Here is a 19,387-nt window from a genome sequence, read left to right as displayed (position 1 = left end):
TCGTAACGAGGAGACAACGTCCATGACCAACAACACATTCAAGACCATCGGATTCATCGGGCTGGGCGCCATGGGCAGTCAGATGGTGAAGCATCTGAAGGGGATCGCCGACATTCTCGTCTACGATACCGATGCGGCCCGTGCGGCTGAGGCCGCTAGGGCAAGCGGTGGCCGGATCGTCGACGGTGTGAGCGGCATGAGCTCGGCTGATGCGGTGATCCTGATGCTGCCGACAAGCGCGATCGTCGATCAGGTGCTGCATGGCGCCGATGGCGGCAGGGGACTGCTCGATTATCTGCCCGCCGGCGCCATGGTGATCGACATGAGCTCGTCCGCGCCGACCAATTCGGTCGCGAACGCGGAGATCGCTGCCAAAAAGGGAATCCGCTTCATCGACGCGCCGGTCTCCGGTGGTGTCAAAGGCGCGGAGGCCGCAAGCCTGGCGATCATGGTCGGCGGTACGCAGGTTGATTTCGATCGGGCGCTGCCGGTGCTGCAGAAGATGGGCGCCAAGGTCTTCCTGGTCGGCAAGGTCGGGTCGGGCCACGCGGTCAAGGCACTGAACAACCTGCTCGCCGCCACGGCCTTTGCCGCCACCAGCGAAGTCTTCGCGGTCGGCGCCAAGTTCGGTCTTGATCCAGCGACGATGCTCAAAGTGATCGATGCGTCGTCCGGCCAGAGCTTCCAGACCACCCATGTCTGGCAGAAGGCGGTCATCGACCGCACTTTCCAGTTCGGCTTCGCGCTCGCGTTGATGGAGAAGGATGTCCGCGTGGCAATGTCGCTGTTCGACGCGATGGGATCCGATGCCCAGCTCTCGCGCACGACGGCCGCGATCTGGGCCAAGGCGCTGGCAAGCGCGGCGCCCGGCTCGGACATGACGGTCGTCGCCAAGCAGGCTGAAGCGGCCCTCGGCCTGTAACGCCGGGGAGATTGGAGAAGCAGCTTCCCTTAGCCCTCACCGTGGGGACGAAGATCGCATGAACGGCTCAACGGCTCATCTCTCCCCGCGGACGGCGCCGGCTTCCACGGCGCCGCCGAAGCTGGCGGTGGACAATCTGTCGCTCAGGTTCGGCGGCCTCGTTGCGATCAATGCACTATCGTTCCAGGTCAGGCGGGACGTCATCTGCGGCCTGATCGGCCCCAATGGCGCCGGCAAGACCAGTTTGTTCAATTGTGTCAGCCGCCTCTACAATCCGACGGAAGGCAGGATCACCTTCGACGGAACTGACATCACACACTATCGGTCGAAGGACATCGCGAAACTCGGCATTGCTCGTACGTTCCAGAACCTGGCGCTGATGAAATCGCTGACGGTCCTGCAGAATGTGATGCTCGGAGGCTATCACCACGGTCGCACCTCGCTGTTCCGCGCGCCGTTCGTGCCGGTGTCGCGGCGGTCCGAAGAAGCCGCCCAGCGCCGCGCGGCGATGGAGTTGCTGGCGCGCCTGCAACTCGATCACCTGCACGATGAACGCATCGACAGCCTGCCTTATCCGACGCTCAAGCGGGTCGAGCTTGCCCGCGCGCTGGCGTCTCGTCCCTCGCTCCTGATGCTGGACGAGCCGGCTGGTGGGCTGTCGCATTCGGAGGTCGATGAACTCGCGCGGACCCTGGTCCGGGTGCGTGACGAATTCGGCATGACTTTGCTGTTGGTCGAGCATCACATGGGCATGGTGATGAATGTCTCGGACGACATCGTCGTGTTGGACTTCGGCAACAAGATCGCCGAAGGCAAACCGGCCGACGTGAAGTCGGACCCTCGCGTCATCCAGGCCTATTTGGGGAAACAGCGTGAACGTTCTCGAAATCAAGGGCGTTAGCGCCGGCTACGGGCGCATCCCGGTGCTGCACGACGTTTCGCTCGCGGTCGGCGAAAAGAGCATCGCCGTGCTGCTCGGCGCCAACGGTGCAGGCAAGACGACGACGCTGCGCGCCGTCAGCGGTATGGTCAAATATACGGGACAGATCCTGCTGGACGGCAAGGACCTGAAGGGACTGGGCCCCGACCGGATCGCGCGCCTGGGCATCGCCCACGGCGTGCAGGGACGCGGCACCTTCAGCGACCTGACCGTCGAGGACAATCTGGCGGTCGGCGCCTTCCGTCGCCGCGACAAGGCTGAGATCGCAGCGGATATCGAGCAGATGTACGCGCTGTTTCCTCGCTTGCGCGAGCGCCGCAAGCAGAAGGCGGGTAGCCTCAGCGGCGGCGAACAGCAGATGCTGGCCGTCGGCCGGGCGCTGATGCTCAAGCCGCGGGTAATGCTGCTCGACGAGCCGTCGCTCGGGCTCGCGCCGGTCATCATCGATGACCTCTACGAGGCGTTGCAACGCGTCAACCGATCGCAGGGCATCGCGATGCTGATCGTCGAGCAGAACGCCAATCTGGCTTTGGAGATTGCCAATGACGCCTACGTGCTTGAGACCGGCTCGATGGTGCTGTCGGGCACGGCCCGAGATGTGTCCGAGAACGACGGCGTCCGCGCTGCCTATCTTGGTAACTGAATATCCGCGACCGGTCTTTGCTCATGCAGGCTACTCCAATAACTGAATAGAGAAGCTGACGATGCAGTACTTCTTTCAGCAGATCGTCAACGGCATCGGGGATGGCGCGATCTACGCGTCGCTGGGCCTTGCCCTGGTGCTGATCTATCGAACGACGAACATCGCCAATTTCGCCCAAGGCGAGATGGCGACATTCTCCGCCTACATAGCCTGGCAGATGGTCGATTGGGGCGTGCCGTTGTGGTGGTCGTTTCTCATTGCCATCGTTGTATCGATGATCGTTGGCGTGCTGGCCTATCTGCTGCTGGTCCGGTCGGTTCAGCACCGGGATGAATTGACGATCGTCATCGTCACGCTCGGCCTGTTCCTGGCCTTCAATAGTTTCAACGGCGCGATCTGGGGATTTCTGCAGCTCTCATTGCCGAGCCCGTTCCCCGAGAAGAGCGTCGCCATCGGCGCGCTCAGGTTCAATGCCGAACTGGTCGGCACGATCGTAATTCTGATTGCGATCTCGAGCGGCATGTTCCTGCTGTTGCAGCATACGCGGCTCGGCACCGCACTCCGCGCCTCGGCCTCCAATGCCACATCCGCGATGCTGGTCGGCGTTCCCTTCACGGCGATGATGGCGATCGGATGGGGACTGGCGGCCGGGCTCGGGGCGGTGTCTGGCCTGTTGGTCGGTCCGAAGCTGACGCTCGATCCCAACATGATGGGCGCCATCATCATCTACGCCTTCGCTGCGGCCGTGGTCGGCGGATTGACGAGCTATCGCGGCGCGGTTGTTGGCGGTGCCATCGTCGGCATCTCGCAAGCCCTATCGATGGCTTATCTTCCCTGGCTCGGTTCCGATCTGCAGATCCTGCTGCCGCTGATGCTGATCGTCGCTGTGCTGATCATCAAGCCTGAAGGTCTGTTCGGCAGCACCGTGGTGGTGCGCGTATGAGCAGCATCGGAATTCCTGCCATGCAATCGGTTCGGCACGGCGATGTGGCCGTCACCAAGATCGGTATCGGCTTCGTACTGGCGGTGATCCTCCTCGGCATGCCGCTTGTGATTCCTGAATATCAGACATTCCAACTGACCGGCGTGATGACCTATGCCGTGGCGGCGCTGGGCCTCAACCTGATCACTGGCTATGTCGGGCAGGTCTCGCTCGGCCACAATGCCTTCTTTGCTTTGGGGTCGTATGCCGCCGTGCTTAGCGTCGTGTATCTGGGCGTCAACGATGTCCTGGGGGTTCTGATTGCGGCGATTGTCACATTCATCGCTGGCGTGCTGGCGGGTTATCCGGCCAAACGGTTGCGGGGGCTCTATCTGGCCTTGATCACGCTGATCCTCGCCGTATCCGTCATCCCACTGGTCAAGCAGTTCAAGGCCTATACCGGCGGCGCGGCCGGCCTGATGGTCGACAAGCCGGTGCCGCCGGCATGGTTCACCCTGGGCCAGGATGCATGGATCTATTACATGGTGCTGGCGTTTACCGTCGTTGTCTTCTGGCTGGTCAGGAACTTCGTCGGCGGCAGTAATGGCCGGGCGCTGGCCGGCATCCGCGAAGGCGAACTGGCCGCGTCATCGATGGGCGTCGATGTCAACAGGCTCAAGGTGATCGTGTTCGGGGTTGGTTCGATGCTGGCCGGCGTCGGTGGTGCACTCGCGACCTTTACGATCGGTTTCATTGGCCCGGACTCGTTCACGCTGATGCTGTCGATCAGCTTCCTGGCGGCCATCGTCGTGGGCGGGCTCGGAACGATCTGGGGAGCTTTGGTCGCCGGCCTGTTCCTGCAGTTCGTGCCGTCCTACGCCTCGGATCTCGGCCAGGCGTTCTCCGGTGCGGTCTATGGTGGTATCCTGATTGCGTGCATGACTCTGATGCCGAACGGGATCGTCGGCTCGCTCATGAAGATTACCAGCAGTCGGCGCGAGGCCAGGAAAGTTGCCGATAGAGCTGCTGCGAAAAGCGCCGAGAAAACGGCTGTGAAAGCCGCTGCCGATCGGGGCGTACGTGCCACCTGATCGCTCCGCCGGCTACTCATGAAAGATGCGGCTCGGCCGGTGGCTGCTACAACGATGGAAGGAAAGACCATGACTGTACAAGTTCAAATCGATGGAGGGCTGAAGGAATCCGTGAGCGAGGCGGACAGCTCCATGCGCCTTGGACCGACGCTTCAACTGTTGAATGGCGAATGGGTCGGCAGCGTCGATGGTCGCACGCTGGCGGTCGAATGCCCCGCCACCAAGACGACGATTGCCCATACCCCGCGCGCGTCAGCGCAGGACGTCGAACGCGCGGTGATCGCTGCGGAAAAGGCCTTCGTGAGCTGGAAGAAGGTGACGCCGTCCCTGCGCGGCAAGGCGCTGCTCAAGGTCGCCGACGAGCTTGAAGCCCGCGTTGAAGAATTGGCCCGCATCATCGCCCACGAAACCGGCAATGCTCTGCGTACTCAGGCGCGTCCGGAGGCGCTGACCTGCGTGGAGGTCTTCCGCTACTTTGGCGGTCTGGCAAGCGAACTGAAGGGCGATACGCTGCCGCTGGGCGATGACATCTTGAGCTACACGAGGCGTGAGCCGCTCGGCGTCGTTGGCGCCATCGTGCCCTGGAACGCGCCGGCGACATTGTCGTCGATCAAGATCGCACCGGCCGTGTGCGCCGGCAACACGCTGGTGCTCAAGCTGGCCGAAGACGCGCCATTCGCCGCCTTGTTCATCGCCGAGATCTGCAACCGGCATCTGCCGCCCGGCGTGTTGAATATCGTGACCGGCCTTGGTCCAGAATGCGGCGCAGCGCTCGCCACTCATCCGCGCATCAGCAAGCTGTCGTTCACCGGCTCAACTGCGGTCGGCCGCAGCATCCTGGCTGGCGCGGCGGACCGCATCGTGCCGGTGTCGCTCGAGCTTGGCGGCAAAAGCCCAGCTATCGTCTGCGAAGATGCCGACGAGGATTGGGTGGTTCAGGGCGTCGCATCCGCGATGCGCTTCACGCGGCAAAGCCAGTCATGCACCGCCGGATCGCGCCTGTTCTTGCACCGGTCGATCTACGACAAGTTTCTCGACAAGCTGGTCGCGCTGATGAACAGCTACAAGATCGGTAATCCTCTCGACGAAGCCACCGACATGGGGAGCCTGATCAACAACAAGCAATATGGTCGGGTCTGCGGTTACATTGAAGACGGCATCAAGAACAAGGACGTCAAGCTGATCGCCGGCGGCCTGCCGCCGAAGGAGGGCCCGTTGAGCGCCGGCTATTTCACCATACCGACGCTGTTCGCCAGCACGTCGAACAACTGGCGTCTTGCTCGGGAGGAAATCTTCGGCCCGGTGCTGGTGGCGATCCCCTGGACCGACGAGGCCGAGGTGCTGAAGATGGCCAATGACAGCCACTACGGCTTGGCCGGCTATGTATTCTCGCGCAACACGTCGCGCGCCATCCGGATGGCCCATGAGATCGATTCCGGCTGGGTCCAGGTCAACCAGGGCAAGGGCCAGATCATGGGCCAGCCCTATGGCGGCTTCAAGCAGAGCGGGCTCGGCAAGGAGATGTCGCTGGGTTCGATGCTCGAGGGCTTTTCGCGGTTGAAGACCGTAACGGTCAACTTGACGCTCTGATCGGCTTGCGTGGATTGGGGGAAACCGGGTACCGGTTTCCCGTCAATGACGGAACGCGCTTTGCGTGGAGATCATGCATGGAGGCAGACTGAAGCGCGATCGCTATTCGAACTGAAGCTATTTCCTTTTGCGTCGGGGACCTAAACGTGTCGACCATGGCCCGGACGATCGCCTTCCGAAGTTGCCAAGGACCCATGTAGTGACCGAAATGAAGGTGAGCGACCGCATTTACAGTGTTGTCGAAAGGCAGATCAGCCAGCGCGAGTTGCTGCCTGGGGATCCGGTCGACGAAGAAAACCTGATGATCCAATTCGGCGTGTCGCGTACGCCGGTGCGCGAGGCCATTCTGCGCCTCAAGGCCGAGGGGCTGGTGTCCAGCATCTCCCGCGGCGGCGCCATCGTGTCGAAGATGGATTTCGCACAGCTCCTGTCGGTGTGGGAGTTGCTGGCGGAGCTCGAAGGGCTATCGGCCCGCTACGCCTGCGAACGCATGACCAGCAAGGAGCGCGAGGCCTTGGCTGACGCCCATAAGGCGTCCCGCAGCGTTGTCGAACGTAACGACGCGCTCGGCTGGCAGCAGGCCAACATGGCGTTTCATGAGGTGCTGTATGCGGGCTCCCGCAATCCGTATCTCCGCCAGGAGATCCTGCGCATGCGTACGCGAACCAGCGCCTATCGCAATCATTCGTTCGATGCGATGGGCTACATCAGTAAAGCTTATCAATATCATGGCCTCATCCTCCAAGCCATTCTCGAACAGGATCCATCCGCCGCCGCCAAGGCGGCTACGGCGCACCTGACGCCCGGCGAGGGAGCGCCTGGCGTGATGGAAATCATGCATAAGCTTCCGAAGGCTCTGCTAGGATGAGCCACTGGCCGCCTGCTGAGAGCAGGCTGGCCGATTTCAGACCCGGGCTCGATCCGGCGGCATGGTGGGATCGCCGCTTTCCGTCTCGGCGAACCCCGCCTGCAGAACCTCCTCGCGCTTGTGACGGAGATGGGTGCGCAAGATGTGGGAGAGGCCGACGCCGTCGCGACGCTGCAGCGCGTTGAGGATCGCTTCGTGCTCATGAAGCGCTAACGCCCAACGGTCCGACGTCATCGGCGTGACATAGCGCGCGCGCCGAATACGCGCGGTGACCGAATTGTACAGACCGACGAGCACGGGATTGCCGGCCGCCGCCACGATCGCCTCGTGGATGGCTCGGTTGCAGCGGTAGTACTGAATCAGATCGCCGTTACGATAGTGATGTGCCATCGCGGCATGCGCAGCGGCGATCTCACCGATTTCTTCCTCAGTGACGCGCTCACATGCAAGCTCGCCGGCCAGGGCTTCGAGCCCCTGGCAGACCTCGAACAGGTCACGCATGTCCTTGTCAGTAAGCCTGGCTGCGCGGGAGCCGCGGTTTGGCAGCAACTGCACAAGGCCTTCGGCCGCCAGCACTTTGAGGGCTTCGCGCAGCGGTGTGCGCGAGATCTGCAGCCGTTCGCATAGATCGCGCTCGGGGATTCGGGCGCCAGGCGGAATTTCGCCGTCGAGCAGGATCGCGCGAATGCGGCTAACGACCTCCTCATGCAGCATTTCGTCGAGCCTCCGATTTGAATTCAAAAATGAAGAATATCGACCTAATCGCCCAAGTTCCAGCTTGATAATTCCCTATTTTGCATTCAAAGTTAGGAAAACGACTGGGTAGAGGAAATGGATCAGGACGTGGCGGAAGATCTCGTTTTCGAGGTCGCGAGCGGCATTGGACGGGTCACGTTCAATCGCCCTCAGGCCAGAAACGCCTTCACTTTCGAAATGTACGAGCGGCTCGCCGAAATCTGCGAGCAGGCGAACAGCAATCAGGCAATCAAGGTGCTGGTGCTTCGCGGCGCTGGCGACAAGGCCTTCGCGTCGGGAACGGACATCAACCAGTTCCGTGCCTTCACGACACCGCAGGATGCAGTCGATTACGAGAACCGCATCGACCGCGTGCTCACCACGCTCGAGCAGTGCCGCGTGCCGACGATCGCCGCGATCAACGGCTTCTGCACCGGCGGCGGTGCCGGCATCGCCGCGGCCTGCGATCTGCGCATCGGCACCAGAAGCGCACGGATCGGCTTTCCCATTGCCCGAACGCTCGGCAACTGCTTGTCGATGTCGAATGTCAGCCGGCTCGCCGCTCTCGTTGGACCGGCGCGCGTCAAGGATCTGATCTTCACGGCGCGGCTGGTCGAAGCCGCCGAGGCCGCGGCGATCGGCCTGCTCACGGAGGTGGTCGATGATCTCGCGGCGCTCGACGGGCGCGCCGACGAGGTCGCCCGGCTCCTTGCCGGCCACGCACCGCTGACGCTCAACGCGACAAAGCAGGCGGTTGCACGCTTGCAGAAGCGGCTGACGCGCGAGGAGGGCGAGGACCTCATCGTCATGTGTTACGCGAGCGAGGATTTTCGCGAGGGGCTGGACGCGTTTCTCAACAAGCGTGCACCGCAATGGCGCGGGCGATAGGGATATGACGATGCAAGGCAACCAATCGCAGCCCGCTGCCCGTCCGCAAGGACCGCTCGCCGGCCTCAAGGTCGTCGACCTCACCCATGTCATGGCGGGACCGACCTGCACGCTGATGCTCGCCGACATGGGCGCCGATGTCATCAAGATCGAGAAGTGGCCGAATGGCGATGACACCCGCTATTCGGTGCCGCCGAAGATTGGCGACGAGGCGGCCTCTTTCCTGATGATGAACCGCAACAAGCGCGGCGTGGTGCTGGACCTGAAAACCGCCGGCGGGAAGGAGGTGCTGCGGCGGCTGATCGCACGTGCCGACGTGCTGGTCGAGAATTTCGCGCCGGGTGCCATGGAGCGGCTGGGCTTCGGCTATCAGGCGTTGCACGAGGAATTCCCGGCGCTGATCTATTGCTCGCTCTCGGGCTTCGGCCGCACCGGACCCTACAAGCATCGCCGCGGCTTCGATCTGGTCGCCCAGGCCATGAGCGGGATCATGAGCTTCACCGGCGAGCGGCCAGACGGCCCGCCTGTGAAGTGTGGTCCACCCCTATCGGACATTACCGCCGGCCTCTTGGCCTGCATGGGAATTCTGGCTGCGTACGCGCATCGGCTGAAGACCGGTGCAGGGCAGTGGGTCGAGACCTCGCTGTATGAGGCGGCGCTGGTGCAGACCTACTGGCAATCGACCATCGCGCTCGCCACCAACACGGCACCGCGCGCGATGGGCTCGGCGCATCCGCTCAACGCGCCATACCAGGCATTCGAGGCTTCGGACGGCTGGCTTGTTGTCGGGGGCGCCAATAACAAGAATTGGCTGTTGATGCTGGAGGCGCTGGGCGCAGCCGAGCTTGCATCCGATCCGCGCTTCGTGACCGGTGCCGATCGCATGGCGCATCTGAAGGAGCTCGAAGCGGTCTTGAGCGAGCGCTTCCGCACGGGGACACGGGCGCACTGGCTTACGCTCTTGGAAGAGAAGGGCGTGCCATGCGGTCCTGTACACGACATGCTGGAAGCGCTGAACGATCCGCAGACGCTTGCACGCGAGATGGTCGTCGAGGTCGAGCATTCGACACTCGGACCGGTGAAGACGATTGGGCTCCCGGTCAAGTTCTCCGTGACACCGGGAAAAGTGCGTTCGGGCGCGCCGGTCTATGGTGAGCATACGCGCGAGGTGCTGTCCGAGTATGGGTTCGATGACAGTCAGATCAAAGCGCTCGAGAAAGAAGGCGCAATCGTCTCGGCAGCAGGTGGTCGATAAAAGCCGGTCGCGCAACGTCGCGACAGGCCGATACGACAAACAAAACAGGCAAAAAATCAGCCGGAGGAAACCATGGACGTCACGTCGAGATTTCTGCTGCCTGCCGCCGCAATCCTGCTCGCCGGCACGATTCCGGCGGGCGCCGCCTGGCAGCCGCAGAAGCCGATCGAGTTCGTCGCGACCGCAGGGCCGGGCGGCGGCACCGACAATCTGGCGCGTGCGGTCCAGAACATCATCACCAAGTACAAGCTGACCGACCAGCCGATCGTGGTCGTCAACAAGGGCGGCGGCAGCGGTGCGGAAGGTTATGTGTACGGCAAGGCTTCGGCCGGAGATCCCCACAAGGTGATCTTCGGCACGTCGAACGCGTGGCAGCAGCCGCTCGTGTCCAAGGTCGCCTTCAACTACACCGATCTCACTCCGATCGCCGGGATGGCGCAGGATGAGTTCCTGCTCTGGGTCAAGCAGGACGCGCCGTACAAGACGGTCAGCGACTATCTGAAGGCGGGGGCCGCGAATGAATTCAAGATGGGCGGAGCGCAGTCGAAGGATACCGACGAGGTGCTGACCCGCATGATCGAAAAAGTCGGGCACATCAAGTTGACCTACATTCCGTTCAAGAGCGGCGCCGAGGCCGCTGTGCAGCTCGCGGGTGGTCATATCGACTCTCACGTCAACAACCCCTCTGAAAGCCTGGGGCAGTGGCGCGGCGGAACGCAGCGCCCGCTCTGTGTCTTCAGTCCAAAGCGATTGCCGCAGGGGCCCAAGGTCACCGCGACCGAAGGCTGGAGCGACGTGCCGAGCTGCGTCGAACAGGGACTCGACATCCCGCAATATGAGCAGCCCCGTACCGTCTGGCTGCCCGGCAAAGTCACGCCGGAGCAGGCTGCCTTCTATGTCGAACTCATGAAGAAGGTGCGGGCGACACCGGAATGGAAGGACTACATCGAGAAAACCTCGCAGGTCGATGCCTTCCTGACCGGAGCCGAGTTCGACAGCTACATCAAGCAGGACCTCGAGCATATCAAGCAGGTCGCGGCCGAGCAGGGGTGGCTCGTCAAGTGAGCCGGTCGGCCACGTCGAGCGAAACTATCCGGGGCTTAGCGCCGGGCTGGAGCAGTCGATGATCTCACGCCGTGCTCTCGAAATTGCAACCGCCATTCTCACCGGCAGCTTCGGTGTCGCCGTGGTCGTGTCCAGCTTCGACAATGGCATCGGCTGGTCGGCCGCCGGGGTCGATGCCGGCACCTTTCCGTTGCTGACCGGTGTGATCATCGTTGCTGGCAGCCTCTACAATCTCGCCCGCGGTGTCCTGCCGGGCGGCACGCTGGCAAGCGTTCCCGTGGCCATCACAGCAATCGAGCTGCGCCGCCTCGCAGGGCTGTTCGTGCCTGCCGCTCTCTTTGTGGCGCTGATCCCGATCGTCGGCATGTATGTGGGCTCAGCCGGCTACGTCTTCGCTGTGCTGGCGCTGCCGAGGCATCAATCGCTGCTTCGCTCGCTGGCAATGGCATTGGCCACGCCGCTCGCGCTGTATGTGGTGTTCGAGCGAATGTTCCAGGTGACGCTGCCGCACGGCGCGCTCGCCGCTGCGTTCGGGCTCTGAGGAGGAGAGCGAATGGAAAATCTCCAGGAGCTCCTGCACGGCTTCACGATCGCAGTCACCGTGCCGCATCTGGTGCTGATGGTGATCGGCGTCCTGCTCGGCATTCTCGTCGGCGTGTTGCCGGGCCTGGGCGCGCCGAACGGCGTGTCGTTGCTGTTGCCGCTGACCTTCGGGATGCAGCCGGTCTCGGCCATCATCCTGCTTTCGAGCATGTATTGGGGCGCGCTCTTCGGCGGCTCCGTCACCTCGATCCTGTTCAACATTCCCGGAGAGCCGTCGTCGGTCGCCACCACTTTCGACGGCTATCCGATGGCGCGCGACGGCAGGCCGACGACGGCGCTTGCCACCGCGTTCGGTTCTGCCGCGTTCGGCGCCCTGGTCGGGGTCATTCTGATCACCTTCCTCGCATCGTGGGTGGCGCAGGTTGCGCTCGCCTTCGGGCCGCCGGAGTACTTCGCCGTCTATTTCCTCGCCTTTGCCAGTTTCGTTGGCATGGGCGGCGCGGCGCCGATCAAGACGGTGGTCGCTCTCGCGATTGGTTTTGCGATTGCTGCGATCGGCATCGATACCGTCTCCGGCAGCGTACGCCTGACAATGGGGATCGACGAGCTCGTGAAAGGCGTGAGCTTCGTCGTGGCGGTGATGGGATTATTCGGCATCGGCGAGCTGCTGGTTGCCGTCGAAGAGGAGTTTCACGCACGCGGGGTCTCCTCAAGGATCGACTGGAAAGAAGTCTTCCGCGCGGTCGTCCGCCTGCCGCGGCATGGCATCGCTCTGCTGCGCAGCGCGGCTATCGGATGCTGGATGGGGATCACGCCGGGCGGCCCGACCGCGGCGTCCTTCATGAGCTACGGCATCGCCCGACGCTTCTCGCGGCGCGGCCGCCATTTCGGCACGGGCGAAGTTGAGGGGATCATCTCCCCGGAGACCGCCGATCACGCGGCCGGCACCAGCGCGCTTCTGCCCATGCTGTCGCTCGGCATTCCCGGCTCGGCGACCGCCGCGGTGATGATGGGCGGCTTGATGATCTGGGGCCTCAATCCCGGGCCGATGCTGTTCGTCGACCAGAAGGATTTCGTCTGGGGCCTGATCGCCTCGATGTATGTGGGCAACATTGTCGCCGTCGCGCTCGTGCTGCTCACCGTTCCGATATTTGCGGCCTTGATGCGGATTCCGTTCGTCATCATTGCGCCCCTGATCGTGATCATCTGTGTCGTCGGCGCCTATTCGGTGTCGAACTCCTATCTCGATGTCGTCATGATGCTCGGCTTCGGCGTCGTCGGCTATCTCTTCAAGAAGCTGTTCTATCCGCTCGCTCCGCTCGTGCTCGCGATCGTTATCGGCGACAAGGCCGAGGATGCCTTCCGGCAGTCGATGCTGATGTCCAAGGGATCGCTCGGGGTGTTCTTTGCCAACCCTCTCGTGACGAGCCTTGTCTTGGCCGGGCTGGCGCTGGTGCTGCTTCCGCTCGCGCTGCAGATCGCGCACGTCCGGCGCAAACCGGGTGAGCGCAAGTCCATTGCGCCAGGTCCCGAAGATAGCAGGTCTCGACCAACAGCAACCTCGGCGGCGCAAACACCGCGATAATGCCGATGCCTCCGTCGCTGTTCGCAATCGCGGACAGGGGCAGCATCTATCTCAATGGCCGCGCCGATCTCGCACCTGCTTCGCGCGGGATGCTGGAGTTGCTTGCATTCGGCTCGATCTACGGTGCCGGTGCTGTGGTCACCATGAGCGCAGCCGATCCATCAGCATCGTTTGATCCCTTGAACCCGTCATTCATTACCAAGCCAAGTACGTCGTTCGATCTTGGTCAATCCATTCCATTCCGTTGCATGCAGACGATCCGGTGCCGGTTCGTCTCTACGCGCTGAATGGCGACATTCTCAATCTGACGGCGGGGGACATCGTTACAAACTTTGATGGCACAGTCTCGTCCTACCGAGCAAAACCCATTTCGATAAAGGCGGGGAGGGATATCGTCAACGTGTCGGGCTTCATGCTGAACAACAATCTCACCGACGTTTCGCTGGTGTCGGCGGGGCGCGATGTCATCTCATGGCAATTTCGAGGTCGCCGGCCCCGGACTGCTGCTGGTCTCCGCCGGACGCAACATCACCGAGGACCAGGGTTCGATCACCAGCATCGGTCCGCTTGTGGTCGACGACGCCAGGCCCGGCGCTAGCATTTTGCTATGCCGGCGACATCACGATGTTCGGCGGCTTGGTGGAGCTGCTTGACACGGCGCTCTTGCAGGTGCCATTAATAGTCCGAACGATCGATCTAAGAAAGCGCGCGGGAGATTAAAGGGAGGAGTCATGTCTGGTCAGTCGCCAAACCCGGATTATCGCACGCTGATTGAACCGACGCGGGTTCGCAGTGTGGTGTATCACGACCCGCAGATCTTTGAGCAGGAACTGGAGCGCATCTGGCATCGGACGTGGGTCTATGTCGGCCACATCAGCGAGGTCCCGAATAAAAACGACTATGTGACGAAATCCATCGGGTCGACTCCGGTGCTGATGGTTCACGATCGCGATGGCAAGATCAGTCTACTTCTGAACAAGTGTCCGCATCGCGGCAATCAGCTCTGCGCCTACCGGCAAGGCAACCGCGGCACGTTCACGTGCCCTTATCATTCCTGGACATTCGCCAATACGGGAGATCTGATCGGCTATGCCTATGCCGACGGCTACGGCGATGCAGACAAGTCGGGGTTCTCGCTCGGCAGGGTGCCGCGCGTCGGCATCTACCGGGGGTTCGTCTTCGGATCTTTCGCGAACGAGGGGCCGTCCCTGGAGGAACACCTCGGCGGTGCGACGGCCTCGATCGACCAGCTGTTGGAAAACTCGCCCGAAGGCGAACTCGAGCTGACCGCAGGCTTCCTGCAGCACCGTACCAAAGCGAACTGGAAGTTCATGCTCGAGAACGAGACGGACGGCTACCATCCGGCGTTCGTCCACGGGTCGGTGTTCCAGGTTACCGACAGTGGCATCGGCAAGCTCTACGGTCCGCAGTCCACCGCGCTCACGCGTGATTTCGGCAATGGCCACACCGAATTCGACTTGCGGCCGGAGTGGCGCCGGATCGGCAAGCCGCTCGAGTGGTTCGGCACCAGCGAGACGCGCTTTCCGCAATACGTGAAGGCGATGGAGCAGGCTTATGGCGCCGAGCGGGCGCGCAGGATCATGATCGACGGGACGCCGCACATCATGATCTTCCCCAATCTGTTCATCGCCGAAATCCAGTTGTTCGTGCTGCAGCCGATCGCCGTCGACGAGACAATCCAGCATGTCACCGCGCTACAGTTCAAGGGAGCGCCCGAGCTCAATCGGCGCTTGCGCCAGCAGACCATGGGCTCGGTCGGCCCGGCCGGGCTGCTGCTTGCCGACGATACCGAGATGTATGAGCGCAATCATCGCGGTGCAGTGATCAATGACCCTGAATGGGTCACGCTAACACGCGGCCTGCATCGCGAGCGCCGGGACGAAAACGGGTACCTCGTCGGTCATTCGACCGACGAGGTGCCGCAACGCGCCATCTGGCGTCACTATACCGAACTGATGACGGCGTGAGGTTGGTATGCCGCAGTCTACAGCCACCGCAATGTTGCATCTCGAAGCGGAACAAACGGATCTTCTGCGACGCGTCGAGCAGTTTCTGTTTCTCGAAGCCCGCCTTCAGGACACCCATGCCTATGACGAGTGGGAGGCGTTATGGGCGGACGATGCGACATACTGGGTGCCGGCCAATGATCGGATACCGATCCGGAGCGGCAGATGTCGATCATCTACGATAACCGCTCGCGTATTGGCGTGCGTATTGATCAGCTCAAGACCGGGCGCCGCCATACCCAGACGCCGAGGTCGGAGCTGGCGCGGATCATCTCGAATGTCGAACTCGTCACTCAGGTCGGTGACGAGATCGAGGTGAGGGCGAATGCGTTCATCTTCGAGGATAACCTGCGCGGCGAAACCCTCTGGGCGTCACGCAATGAATATCGCCTGCGGATCACAGATGGTGGTTTCAAGCTTGTGCGGAAAAAGGTCGGTCTTGTGAACAACCACAAGCCGATCTTCACCCTGTCCTTTCTCATTTGAGTGTCGCGGCGAACGACGGAGGCGAACATGACATCAGAGCTCAAGACGGCCTTGGGGTACGAGTGCTGGGTCGCAGAAGGACCGGTTCTTCTAGATTATGCTGACCATGTCGCGACATTGACCCTCAACCGGCCAGAGTCTTCGAACGGGATGAATATCGCCATGATGCAGGCGATCCACGAGGCGGTGATGCGCTGCCATGGCGACCCGCGCGTGCGCGTCGTACATGTACGAGGTGCCGGAGCGAATTTCTGTGCCGGCGGAGATGTGCGTGAGTTCGCATCCAAGGGAGAGGCGCTGGGTGACTTCCTGCGCACAGTGACGGCTTATCTGCAGATGGCTGTGGGTGGACTGATCCGCCTGAACGCCACAGTGGTGAGTGAAGTGCAGGGCTATGCGGCAGGCGGGGGCGGGCTTGGTCTTGTCTGCGCGTCCGACCTCGTCGTGGCGGCGAAGTCCGCCAGGTTCATGGCGGGCGCCACCCGGGTCGGAATGGCGCCCGATGGTGGTGCCTCGGTTATCCTGCCGCGTTTGGTGGGTTTCCGGCGGGCCGCGGAGATTGTTTTGACCAACCGCGTGCTCGGAGCCGAGGAAGCCCAGGCTATTGGTTTGATCAACAGTATCGTTCCTGACGATGGGCTCGCGGGAGAGACGCGCAAGCTCGTCGGGAGGCTGGCCGCCAACGCTCCCAGGGCGAGCGCGGCCGCCAAGCGGCTGCTCTGGAGCGGGATCGGCCTCAGCGTCGAGTCCTGCCTTCCCGAGGAGGCGCGGACGGTGGCAGAGCTGTCGTCCACCGCTGATGCGCGAGAAGGTTTGGCAGCCGTGCTTGAAAAGCGCACGCCGAATTTTACCGGAGCTTGATCGAAGATGCCGGGAGGGCGCTTGCAGCGGGCTCTCGTGACCGGCGGCGCGAGGGGTATCGGGGCGGCCATCTGTCGTCGCTTCGCCGCCGACGGCTTCGCAGTCACGCTCTGTGACCTTGACGCGGAAAGCGCCGGGGTGGTCGCCGGCGGGATCGGCGCCGATTTCGAGGCGATCGACGCGACGGACAATGCCGCCGTTGCGCGCTTGGTTGCCAAGAGAGGTCCGTTCGAGGTGTTGGTCAACAATGTCGGTGTCGATCAGCACGCCTTCTTCACCGAAACCGGCCCGCAAGATTGGCGCCGCCTGATCGCGGTGAACTTGGAAGCCACTTTCGCCTTCACCGTCGGTGTCCTGCCGGCGATGCAACGGGCGGGTTATGGCCGTGTCATCAACATCGCGTCGGAAGCCGGGCGGCTCGGTTCGAAGGGCGGGGCGGTCTATGCAGCCGCCAAGGCCGGGGTGATCGGATTCACCCGGTCGATTGCGAGGGAGAACGCCCGGTACGGCATCACAGTGAATGCCGTTCTGCCGGGACCAATCCGTACTCCGATGGTCGAGGAGGCGATCGCGCAGTTCGGTGACAAGCTGCGACGCGACATGGCAAGCCTGACGCTGCTGAGGCGTCTCGGCGAACCGGATGAGGTCGCGGCGGCGGTATCCTTCTTTGCTTCGCCGTCCGCATCGTTCGTGACCGGTGAGGTATTGGGCGTGTCCGGCGGCATGGGGTGTGGTGTCTGCTGAGCCGGAGGACCGCCCGGAACGGATCAGCGGCCGCTCGTTCGCTCTGCAACGAAGCGACCGAGTTCGGCCAGCGATTCGTGGCTCTGCCGTAACTCACCAAACATCTGAAAATGATGGAACATGTGGTCCCATACGCGCACCTTCACGTCCACGCCGCTCTGCCGCGCCCGCGCCGCCAGTAGAAAGGCATCGTCGAGCGTGATGTCGTGGTCGCCGGCGTGGATCAGGATCGGCGGCAGCCCGGCGAGGTCGGCATCGACCGGTGAGGCTGATGGTGCTGATACGTTGCCGTTATGGCCGAGATAGGCGCGGGCCATTGCAGCGAGTTGCGCTGGTTTTGAAAAGACATCGAGGGCGGCCCGGCTCGCATAGCTGGCACCACGCATGGTCAGATCGAGCCAGGGCGAGATCAGCGCCAGGCCGGACGGAAGCGGCAGGCTCATATCACGTGCGCGGAGCGCGATGTTCATGGCGAGCGCAGCGCCGGCGGAATCGCCGGCGACGACAATGCGCGAGGACGGCAGGCCCTGGCCGAGCAGCCAGAGATAGGCTGAGATCGCGTCCTCGGCCGCTGCGGGATATTTGTGTTCGGGGGCAAGCCGGTAATTGAAGCCGAGCACGCGTGCGTTGCTGGCGCGCGCAAGGCGCACCATCAAGCTGCTGTGGGAGCGGAGCGAGCCGACCTGGAAACCGCCGCCATGGCAGAACAGCACGACGCGGTCTGTGCAGCTTCCTGGTGGCGTGATCCACGCGGCCGCCATGGGTCCGATATGGATCGCTTCACCCAAGGTTTCGGAACCGTCGGCAAAGAGGGCATCAAAGTTCTCCCGAATGGAGGTCAGCGAGGCGGCCAAACGCCATGAAGCGACCGCCGCCACGATACGGTGCTTGATGGCTTCGAGATCATCCCTGTCGTTCAATGCAACCACCAATCGTCTGCTTGCAATCCAAGAAAGCACAATACATAGTTCGAACGTTCGATCTATAAATAAACGATAGGACCTCGGGCCATGGAGGAACATGTTGCGGTGGTGGGGGGCGGGCAAGCCGCTGCCGCCCTGGCAATCCGGCTGCGCACCAAGGGGTTTCGAGGCAGGATCACGATTTATGGTGATGAGCCCTGGGCCCCGCATCAGCGTCCGCCGTTGTCGAAGAAGTATCTCAGCGGAGAGTGGGAAAGGGAGCGGTTGCTGCTTCGTTCGCCATCCTATTGGAGCGACAATGACATCGACATCCGTGCTGGGCGCGCGGTGACGTCACTCGACCCGGTGCGCCGGACGCTCGGGCGCGGCGACGATTCGGTCGGCTTGGACGAAGCTCGCATTGACCACTGGCGCTTCGCCGCGGCCGTTACCATCCTGGCTCACCAATTTGGAAAACGTTTGCGAGCTCCGCTCGCTGCACGATGCCGAGCGCATGCAGCGCCACTTCAGGAAAGGCCGCAGGCTGTTGGTGATCGGAGGTGGCTTCGTCGGACTGGAGACGGCCGCCGTCGCCGCAGAAGCAGGCCTTCGTGTCACCGTTGTCGAAAGTGCTGCCCGCATCCTGGAACGCGCCGTCTGCCCGGCAACATCGGAATACTTCCGCCGGCTTCATTACGCCAAGGGCGTTCGTATCGTCGAGGGATGTGCGGTGAGACGGGTGGTCGGCGGCCCCGTGCGCGAAGCGGAGTTGACCTCCGGTGAGCGCCTTGAAACCGACCTGATGCTTGTCGGCGTCGGCGTTCTGCCCAATGCGGAGCTCGCCGCGCGTGCAGGTATCGACACAGCGGACGGCATCCTGGTGGATGAGCACGGCCGTACCTCGGCCGCGGATGTGTGGGCGGCGGGGATTGCGCGCGGTTTCCGCTATGCGGCGAACTGATCCGCCTCGAGAGCGTTCAGAACGCTATCGAACAGGCTGAAGCGGTCGCTGATGACATGCTGGGCGAGGCCGCGCCTTACGCACCGGTGCCCTGGTTCTGGTCCGACCAGTATGATGCCAAGCTGCAGATTGCCGGCTGGAATCGCGGCTATGCCGAGGTCGTTGCATGCGACACTGATCGTGGCCTGTCCAACTGGTATTACCGGGAAGGGCGCCTAGTCGCGGTGGATTCGATCAACGACGCCCGTACCTTCATGGTGGCGAAAAAGCTGCTGTCGCAAGGGATCAACGTCGATCCGTCGAAGCTTACCGATCAAGCGTTTGATCCCCGCAGTCTGCTCCCGTGAAGGCGCGAGGCC

22 protein-coding genes and 1 pseudogene are annotated in these 19,387 nt (G+C 62.6%); 21 read left to right on the top strand and 2 right to left on the bottom strand.

The annotated features are described in order from the left end of the window. Window positions 1–22: 22 nt before the first annotated feature. The 7 genes from ACZIRK_RS00485 (at window position 23) to ACZIRK_RS00455 (ending at window position 6,976) form a co-directional block, all read left to right on the top strand. Complete coding sequence (locus tag ACZIRK_RS00485; protein ID WP_165435012.1) at window positions 23–922, top strand: NAD(P)-dependent oxidoreductase; 900 nt, start codon at window positions 23–25, stop codon at window positions 920–922. 58 nt (window positions 923–980) lie between these two features. Beyond that, the gene (locus ACZIRK_RS00480) at window positions 981–1,823 is read left to right on the top strand and encodes an ABC transporter ATP-binding protein (protein WP_130222427.1); all 843 of its coding nucleotides are present in this window, start codon (window positions 981–983) and stop codon (window positions 1,821–1,823) included. Then, window positions 1,795–2,505, top strand: coding sequence for an ABC transporter ATP-binding protein (locus ACZIRK_RS00475; protein WP_028163129.1), 711 nt, complete (start codon window positions 1,795–1,797; stop codon window positions 2,503–2,505). The genes ACZIRK_RS00480 and ACZIRK_RS00475 overlap by 29 nt, the downstream gene beginning before the upstream one ends. A 61-nt stretch (window positions 2,506–2,566) precedes the next feature. Beyond that, a complete protein-coding gene (locus tag ACZIRK_RS00470; RefSeq protein ID WP_130222431.1) occupies window positions 2,567–3,448 on the top strand; it encodes a branched-chain amino acid ABC transporter permease in 882 nt (293 codons plus the stop codon). 44 nt (window positions 3,449–3,492) lie between these two features. Next, complete coding sequence (locus ACZIRK_RS00465; protein WP_165435013.1) at window positions 3,493–4,518, top strand: branched-chain amino acid ABC transporter permease; 1,026 nt, start codon at window positions 3,493–3,495, stop codon at window positions 4,516–4,518. 69 nt (window positions 4,519–4,587) lie between these two features. Next, window positions 4,588–6,108 carry an aldehyde dehydrogenase family protein gene (locus ACZIRK_RS00460; protein WP_463326725.1) on the top strand — a complete coding sequence of 507 codons (1,521 nt, stop codon included), beginning with the start codon at window positions 4,588–4,590 and terminating at the stop codon, window positions 6,106–6,108. A gap of 208 nt (window positions 6,109–6,316) precedes the next feature. Then, a complete protein-coding gene (locus ACZIRK_RS00455; RefSeq protein WP_028163132.1) occupies window positions 6,317–6,976 on the top strand; it encodes a GntR family transcriptional regulator in 660 nt (219 codons plus the stop codon). 36 nt (window positions 6,977–7,012) lie between these two features. Here ACZIRK_RS00455 and ACZIRK_RS00450 read toward each other — a convergent pair whose 3' ends face one another. After that, the gene (locus ACZIRK_RS00450) at window positions 7,013–7,690 is read right to left on the bottom strand and encodes a GntR family transcriptional regulator (RefSeq protein WP_028163133.1); all 678 of its coding nucleotides are present in this window, start codon (window positions 7,688–7,690) and stop codon (window positions 7,013–7,015) included. A 117-nt stretch (window positions 7,691–7,807) separates the two neighbouring features. On the opposite strand from ACZIRK_RS00450, the gene ACZIRK_RS00445 reads away from it, so the two are divergent. The 11 genes from ACZIRK_RS00445 (at window position 7,808) to ACZIRK_RS00395 (ending at window position 17,165) form a co-directional block, all read left to right on the top strand. Then, window positions 7,808–8,599: an enoyl-CoA hydratase/isomerase family protein gene (locus ACZIRK_RS00445; protein WP_463326724.1), complete on the top strand. Its 792-nt coding sequence runs from the start codon at window positions 7,808–7,810 to the stop codon at window positions 8,597–8,599. A 10-nt stretch (window positions 8,600–8,609) separates the two neighbouring features. Continuing rightward, window positions 8,610–9,854: a CaiB/BaiF CoA transferase family protein gene (locus ACZIRK_RS00440; RefSeq protein WP_130222437.1), complete on the top strand. Its 1,245-nt coding sequence runs from the start codon at window positions 8,610–8,612 to the stop codon at window positions 9,852–9,854. Between the two features lie 72 nt (window positions 9,855–9,926). Next, on the top strand, window positions 9,927–10,919 hold the full coding sequence (locus ACZIRK_RS00435) for a Bug family tripartite tricarboxylate transporter substrate binding protein (protein WP_130222439.1): 993 nt from the start codon (window positions 9,927–9,929) through the stop codon (window positions 10,917–10,919). Between the two features lie 58 nt (window positions 10,920–10,977). After that, the gene (locus ACZIRK_RS00430; protein ID WP_130222441.1) at window positions 10,978–11,460 is read left to right on the top strand and encodes a tripartite tricarboxylate transporter TctB family protein; all 483 of its coding nucleotides are present in this window, start codon (window positions 10,978–10,980) and stop codon (window positions 11,458–11,460) included. 12 nt (window positions 11,461–11,472) lie between these two features. After that, the gene (locus tag ACZIRK_RS00425; protein ID WP_130222443.1) at window positions 11,473–13,047 is read left to right on the top strand and encodes a tripartite tricarboxylate transporter permease; all 1,575 of its coding nucleotides are present in this window, start codon (window positions 11,473–11,475) and stop codon (window positions 13,045–13,047) included. A gap of 5 nt (window positions 13,048–13,052) precedes the next feature. Then, complete coding sequence (locus ACZIRK_RS00420) at window positions 13,053–13,334, top strand: hypothetical protein (RefSeq protein ID WP_130222445.1); 282 nt, start codon at window positions 13,053–13,055, stop codon at window positions 13,332–13,334. A gap of 174 nt (window positions 13,335–13,508) precedes the next feature. Continuing rightward, entirely contained in the window at window positions 13,509–13,700 is a 192-nt protein-coding gene (locus ACZIRK_RS00415; RefSeq protein WP_130222447.1) for a hypothetical protein, read from the top strand. A gap of 78 nt (window positions 13,701–13,778) precedes the next feature. Continuing rightward, complete coding sequence (locus ACZIRK_RS00410; RefSeq protein ID WP_130222449.1) at window positions 13,779–15,035, top strand: aromatic ring-hydroxylating oxygenase subunit alpha; 1,257 nt, start codon at window positions 13,779–13,781, stop codon at window positions 15,033–15,035. A gap of 204 nt (window positions 15,036–15,239) precedes the next feature. Then, window positions 15,240–15,560, top strand: a complete 321-nt coding sequence (locus ACZIRK_RS00405) for an aromatic-ring-hydroxylating dioxygenase subunit beta (protein WP_463326723.1) — start codon at window positions 15,240–15,242, stop codon at window positions 15,558–15,560. 27 nt (window positions 15,561–15,587) lie between these two features. Then, the gene (locus ACZIRK_RS00400) at window positions 15,588–16,421 is read left to right on the top strand and encodes an enoyl-CoA hydratase/isomerase family protein (protein ID WP_035689795.1); all 834 of its coding nucleotides are present in this window, start codon (window positions 15,588–15,590) and stop codon (window positions 16,419–16,421) included. 36 nt (window positions 16,422–16,457) lie between these two features. Then, the gene (locus ACZIRK_RS00395; RefSeq protein WP_474417409.1) at window positions 16,458–17,165 is read left to right on the top strand and encodes an SDR family NAD(P)-dependent oxidoreductase; all 708 of its coding nucleotides are present in this window, start codon (window positions 16,458–16,460) and stop codon (window positions 17,163–17,165) included. A gap of 23 nt (window positions 17,166–17,188) precedes the next feature. Here the strand turns inward: ACZIRK_RS00395 and ACZIRK_RS00390 are convergent, their stop codons facing one another. Then, window positions 17,189–18,085, bottom strand: coding sequence for an alpha/beta hydrolase (locus tag ACZIRK_RS00390; protein WP_463326721.1), 897 nt, complete (start codon window positions 18,083–18,085; stop codon window positions 17,189–17,191). Window positions 18,086–18,175: 90 nt separating this feature from the next. On the opposite strand from ACZIRK_RS00390, the pseudogene ACZIRK_RS00385 reads away from it, so the two are divergent. The 3 genes and pseudogenes from ACZIRK_RS00385 to ACZIRK_RS00375 all read left to right on the top strand — a co-directional run. Continuing rightward, a pseudogene (locus tag ACZIRK_RS00385) lies at window positions 18,176–18,442 on the top strand (FAD-dependent oxidoreductase); the annotation flags it as partial. Window positions 18,443–18,461: 19 nt separating this feature from the next. Further along, window positions 18,462–19,028 (top strand): NAD(P)/FAD-dependent oxidoreductase, encoded by a 567-nt coding sequence (locus ACZIRK_RS00380; RefSeq protein WP_463326913.1) that lies wholly within the window; start codon window positions 18,462–18,464, stop codon window positions 19,026–19,028. Between the two features lie 56 nt (window positions 19,029–19,084). After that, on the top strand, window positions 19,085–19,375 hold the full coding sequence (locus ACZIRK_RS00375; protein ID WP_463326720.1) for an oxidoreductase C-terminal domain-containing protein: 291 nt from the start codon (window positions 19,085–19,087) through the stop codon (window positions 19,373–19,375). Window positions 19,376–19,387: the final 12 nt, after the last annotated feature.

The sequence above is a fragment of the Bradyrhizobium sp. Leo114 genome (genome assembly GCF_055229415.2).
This window is presented reverse-complemented; position numbering and strand designations above follow the sequence as displayed.

What these genes read in the sequence shown, in the direction of transcription:
- ACZIRK_RS00415 (WP_130222447.1), top strand. Translation starts at nt 13,509, where the DNA reads ATGTCATCTCATGGCAATTTCGAGGTCGCCGGCCCCGGACTGCTGCTG.
- ACZIRK_RS00470 (WP_130222431.1), top strand. Translation starts at nt 2,567, where the DNA reads ATGCAGTACTTCTTTCAGCAGATCGTCAACGGCATCGGGGATGGCGCG.
- ACZIRK_RS00450 (WP_028163133.1), bottom strand. Translation starts at nt 7,690, where the DNA reads ATGCTGCATGAGGAGGTCGTTAGCCGCATTCGCGCGATCCTGCTCGAC.
- ACZIRK_RS00445 (WP_463326724.1), top strand. Translation starts at nt 7,808, where the DNA reads ATGGATCAGGACGTGGCGGAAGATCTCGTTTTCGAGGTCGCGAGCGGC.
- ACZIRK_RS00440 (WP_130222437.1), top strand. Translation starts at nt 8,610, where the DNA reads ATGCAAGGCAACCAATCGCAGCCCGCTGCCCGTCCGCAAGGACCGCTC.
- ACZIRK_RS00480 (WP_130222427.1), top strand. Translation starts at nt 981, where the DNA reads ATGAACGGCTCAACGGCTCATCTCTCCCCGCGGACGGCGCCGGCTTCC.
- ACZIRK_RS00430 (WP_130222441.1), top strand. Translation starts at nt 10,978, where the DNA reads ATGATCTCACGCCGTGCTCTCGAAATTGCAACCGCCATTCTCACCGGC.
- ACZIRK_RS00425 (WP_130222443.1), top strand. Translation starts at nt 11,473, where the DNA reads ATGGAAAATCTCCAGGAGCTCCTGCACGGCTTCACGATCGCAGTCACC.
- ACZIRK_RS00410 (WP_130222449.1), top strand. Translation starts at nt 13,779, where the DNA reads ATGTCTGGTCAGTCGCCAAACCCGGATTATCGCACGCTGATTGAACCG.
- ACZIRK_RS00485 (WP_165435012.1), top strand. Translation starts at nt 23, where the DNA reads ATGACCAACAACACATTCAAGACCATCGGATTCATCGGGCTGGGCGCC.
- ACZIRK_RS00435 (WP_130222439.1), top strand. Translation starts at nt 9,927, where the DNA reads ATGGACGTCACGTCGAGATTTCTGCTGCCTGCCGCCGCAATCCTGCTC.
- ACZIRK_RS00405 (WP_463326723.1), top strand. Translation starts at nt 15,240, where the DNA reads ATGTCGATCATCTACGATAACCGCTCGCGTATTGGCGTGCGTATTGAT.
- ACZIRK_RS00400 (WP_035689795.1), top strand. Translation starts at nt 15,588, where the DNA reads ATGACATCAGAGCTCAAGACGGCCTTGGGGTACGAGTGCTGGGTCGCA.
- ACZIRK_RS00420 (WP_130222445.1), top strand. Translation starts at nt 13,053, where the DNA reads ATGCCTCCGTCGCTGTTCGCAATCGCGGACAGGGGCAGCATCTATCTC.
- ACZIRK_RS00455 (WP_028163132.1), top strand. Translation starts at nt 6,317, where the DNA reads ATGAAGGTGAGCGACCGCATTTACAGTGTTGTCGAAAGGCAGATCAGC.
- ACZIRK_RS00460 (WP_463326725.1), top strand. Translation starts at nt 4,588, where the DNA reads ATGACTGTACAAGTTCAAATCGATGGAGGGCTGAAGGAATCCGTGAGC.
- ACZIRK_RS00375 (WP_463326720.1), top strand. Translation starts at nt 19,085, where the DNA reads ATGCTGGGCGAGGCCGCGCCTTACGCACCGGTGCCCTGGTTCTGGTCC.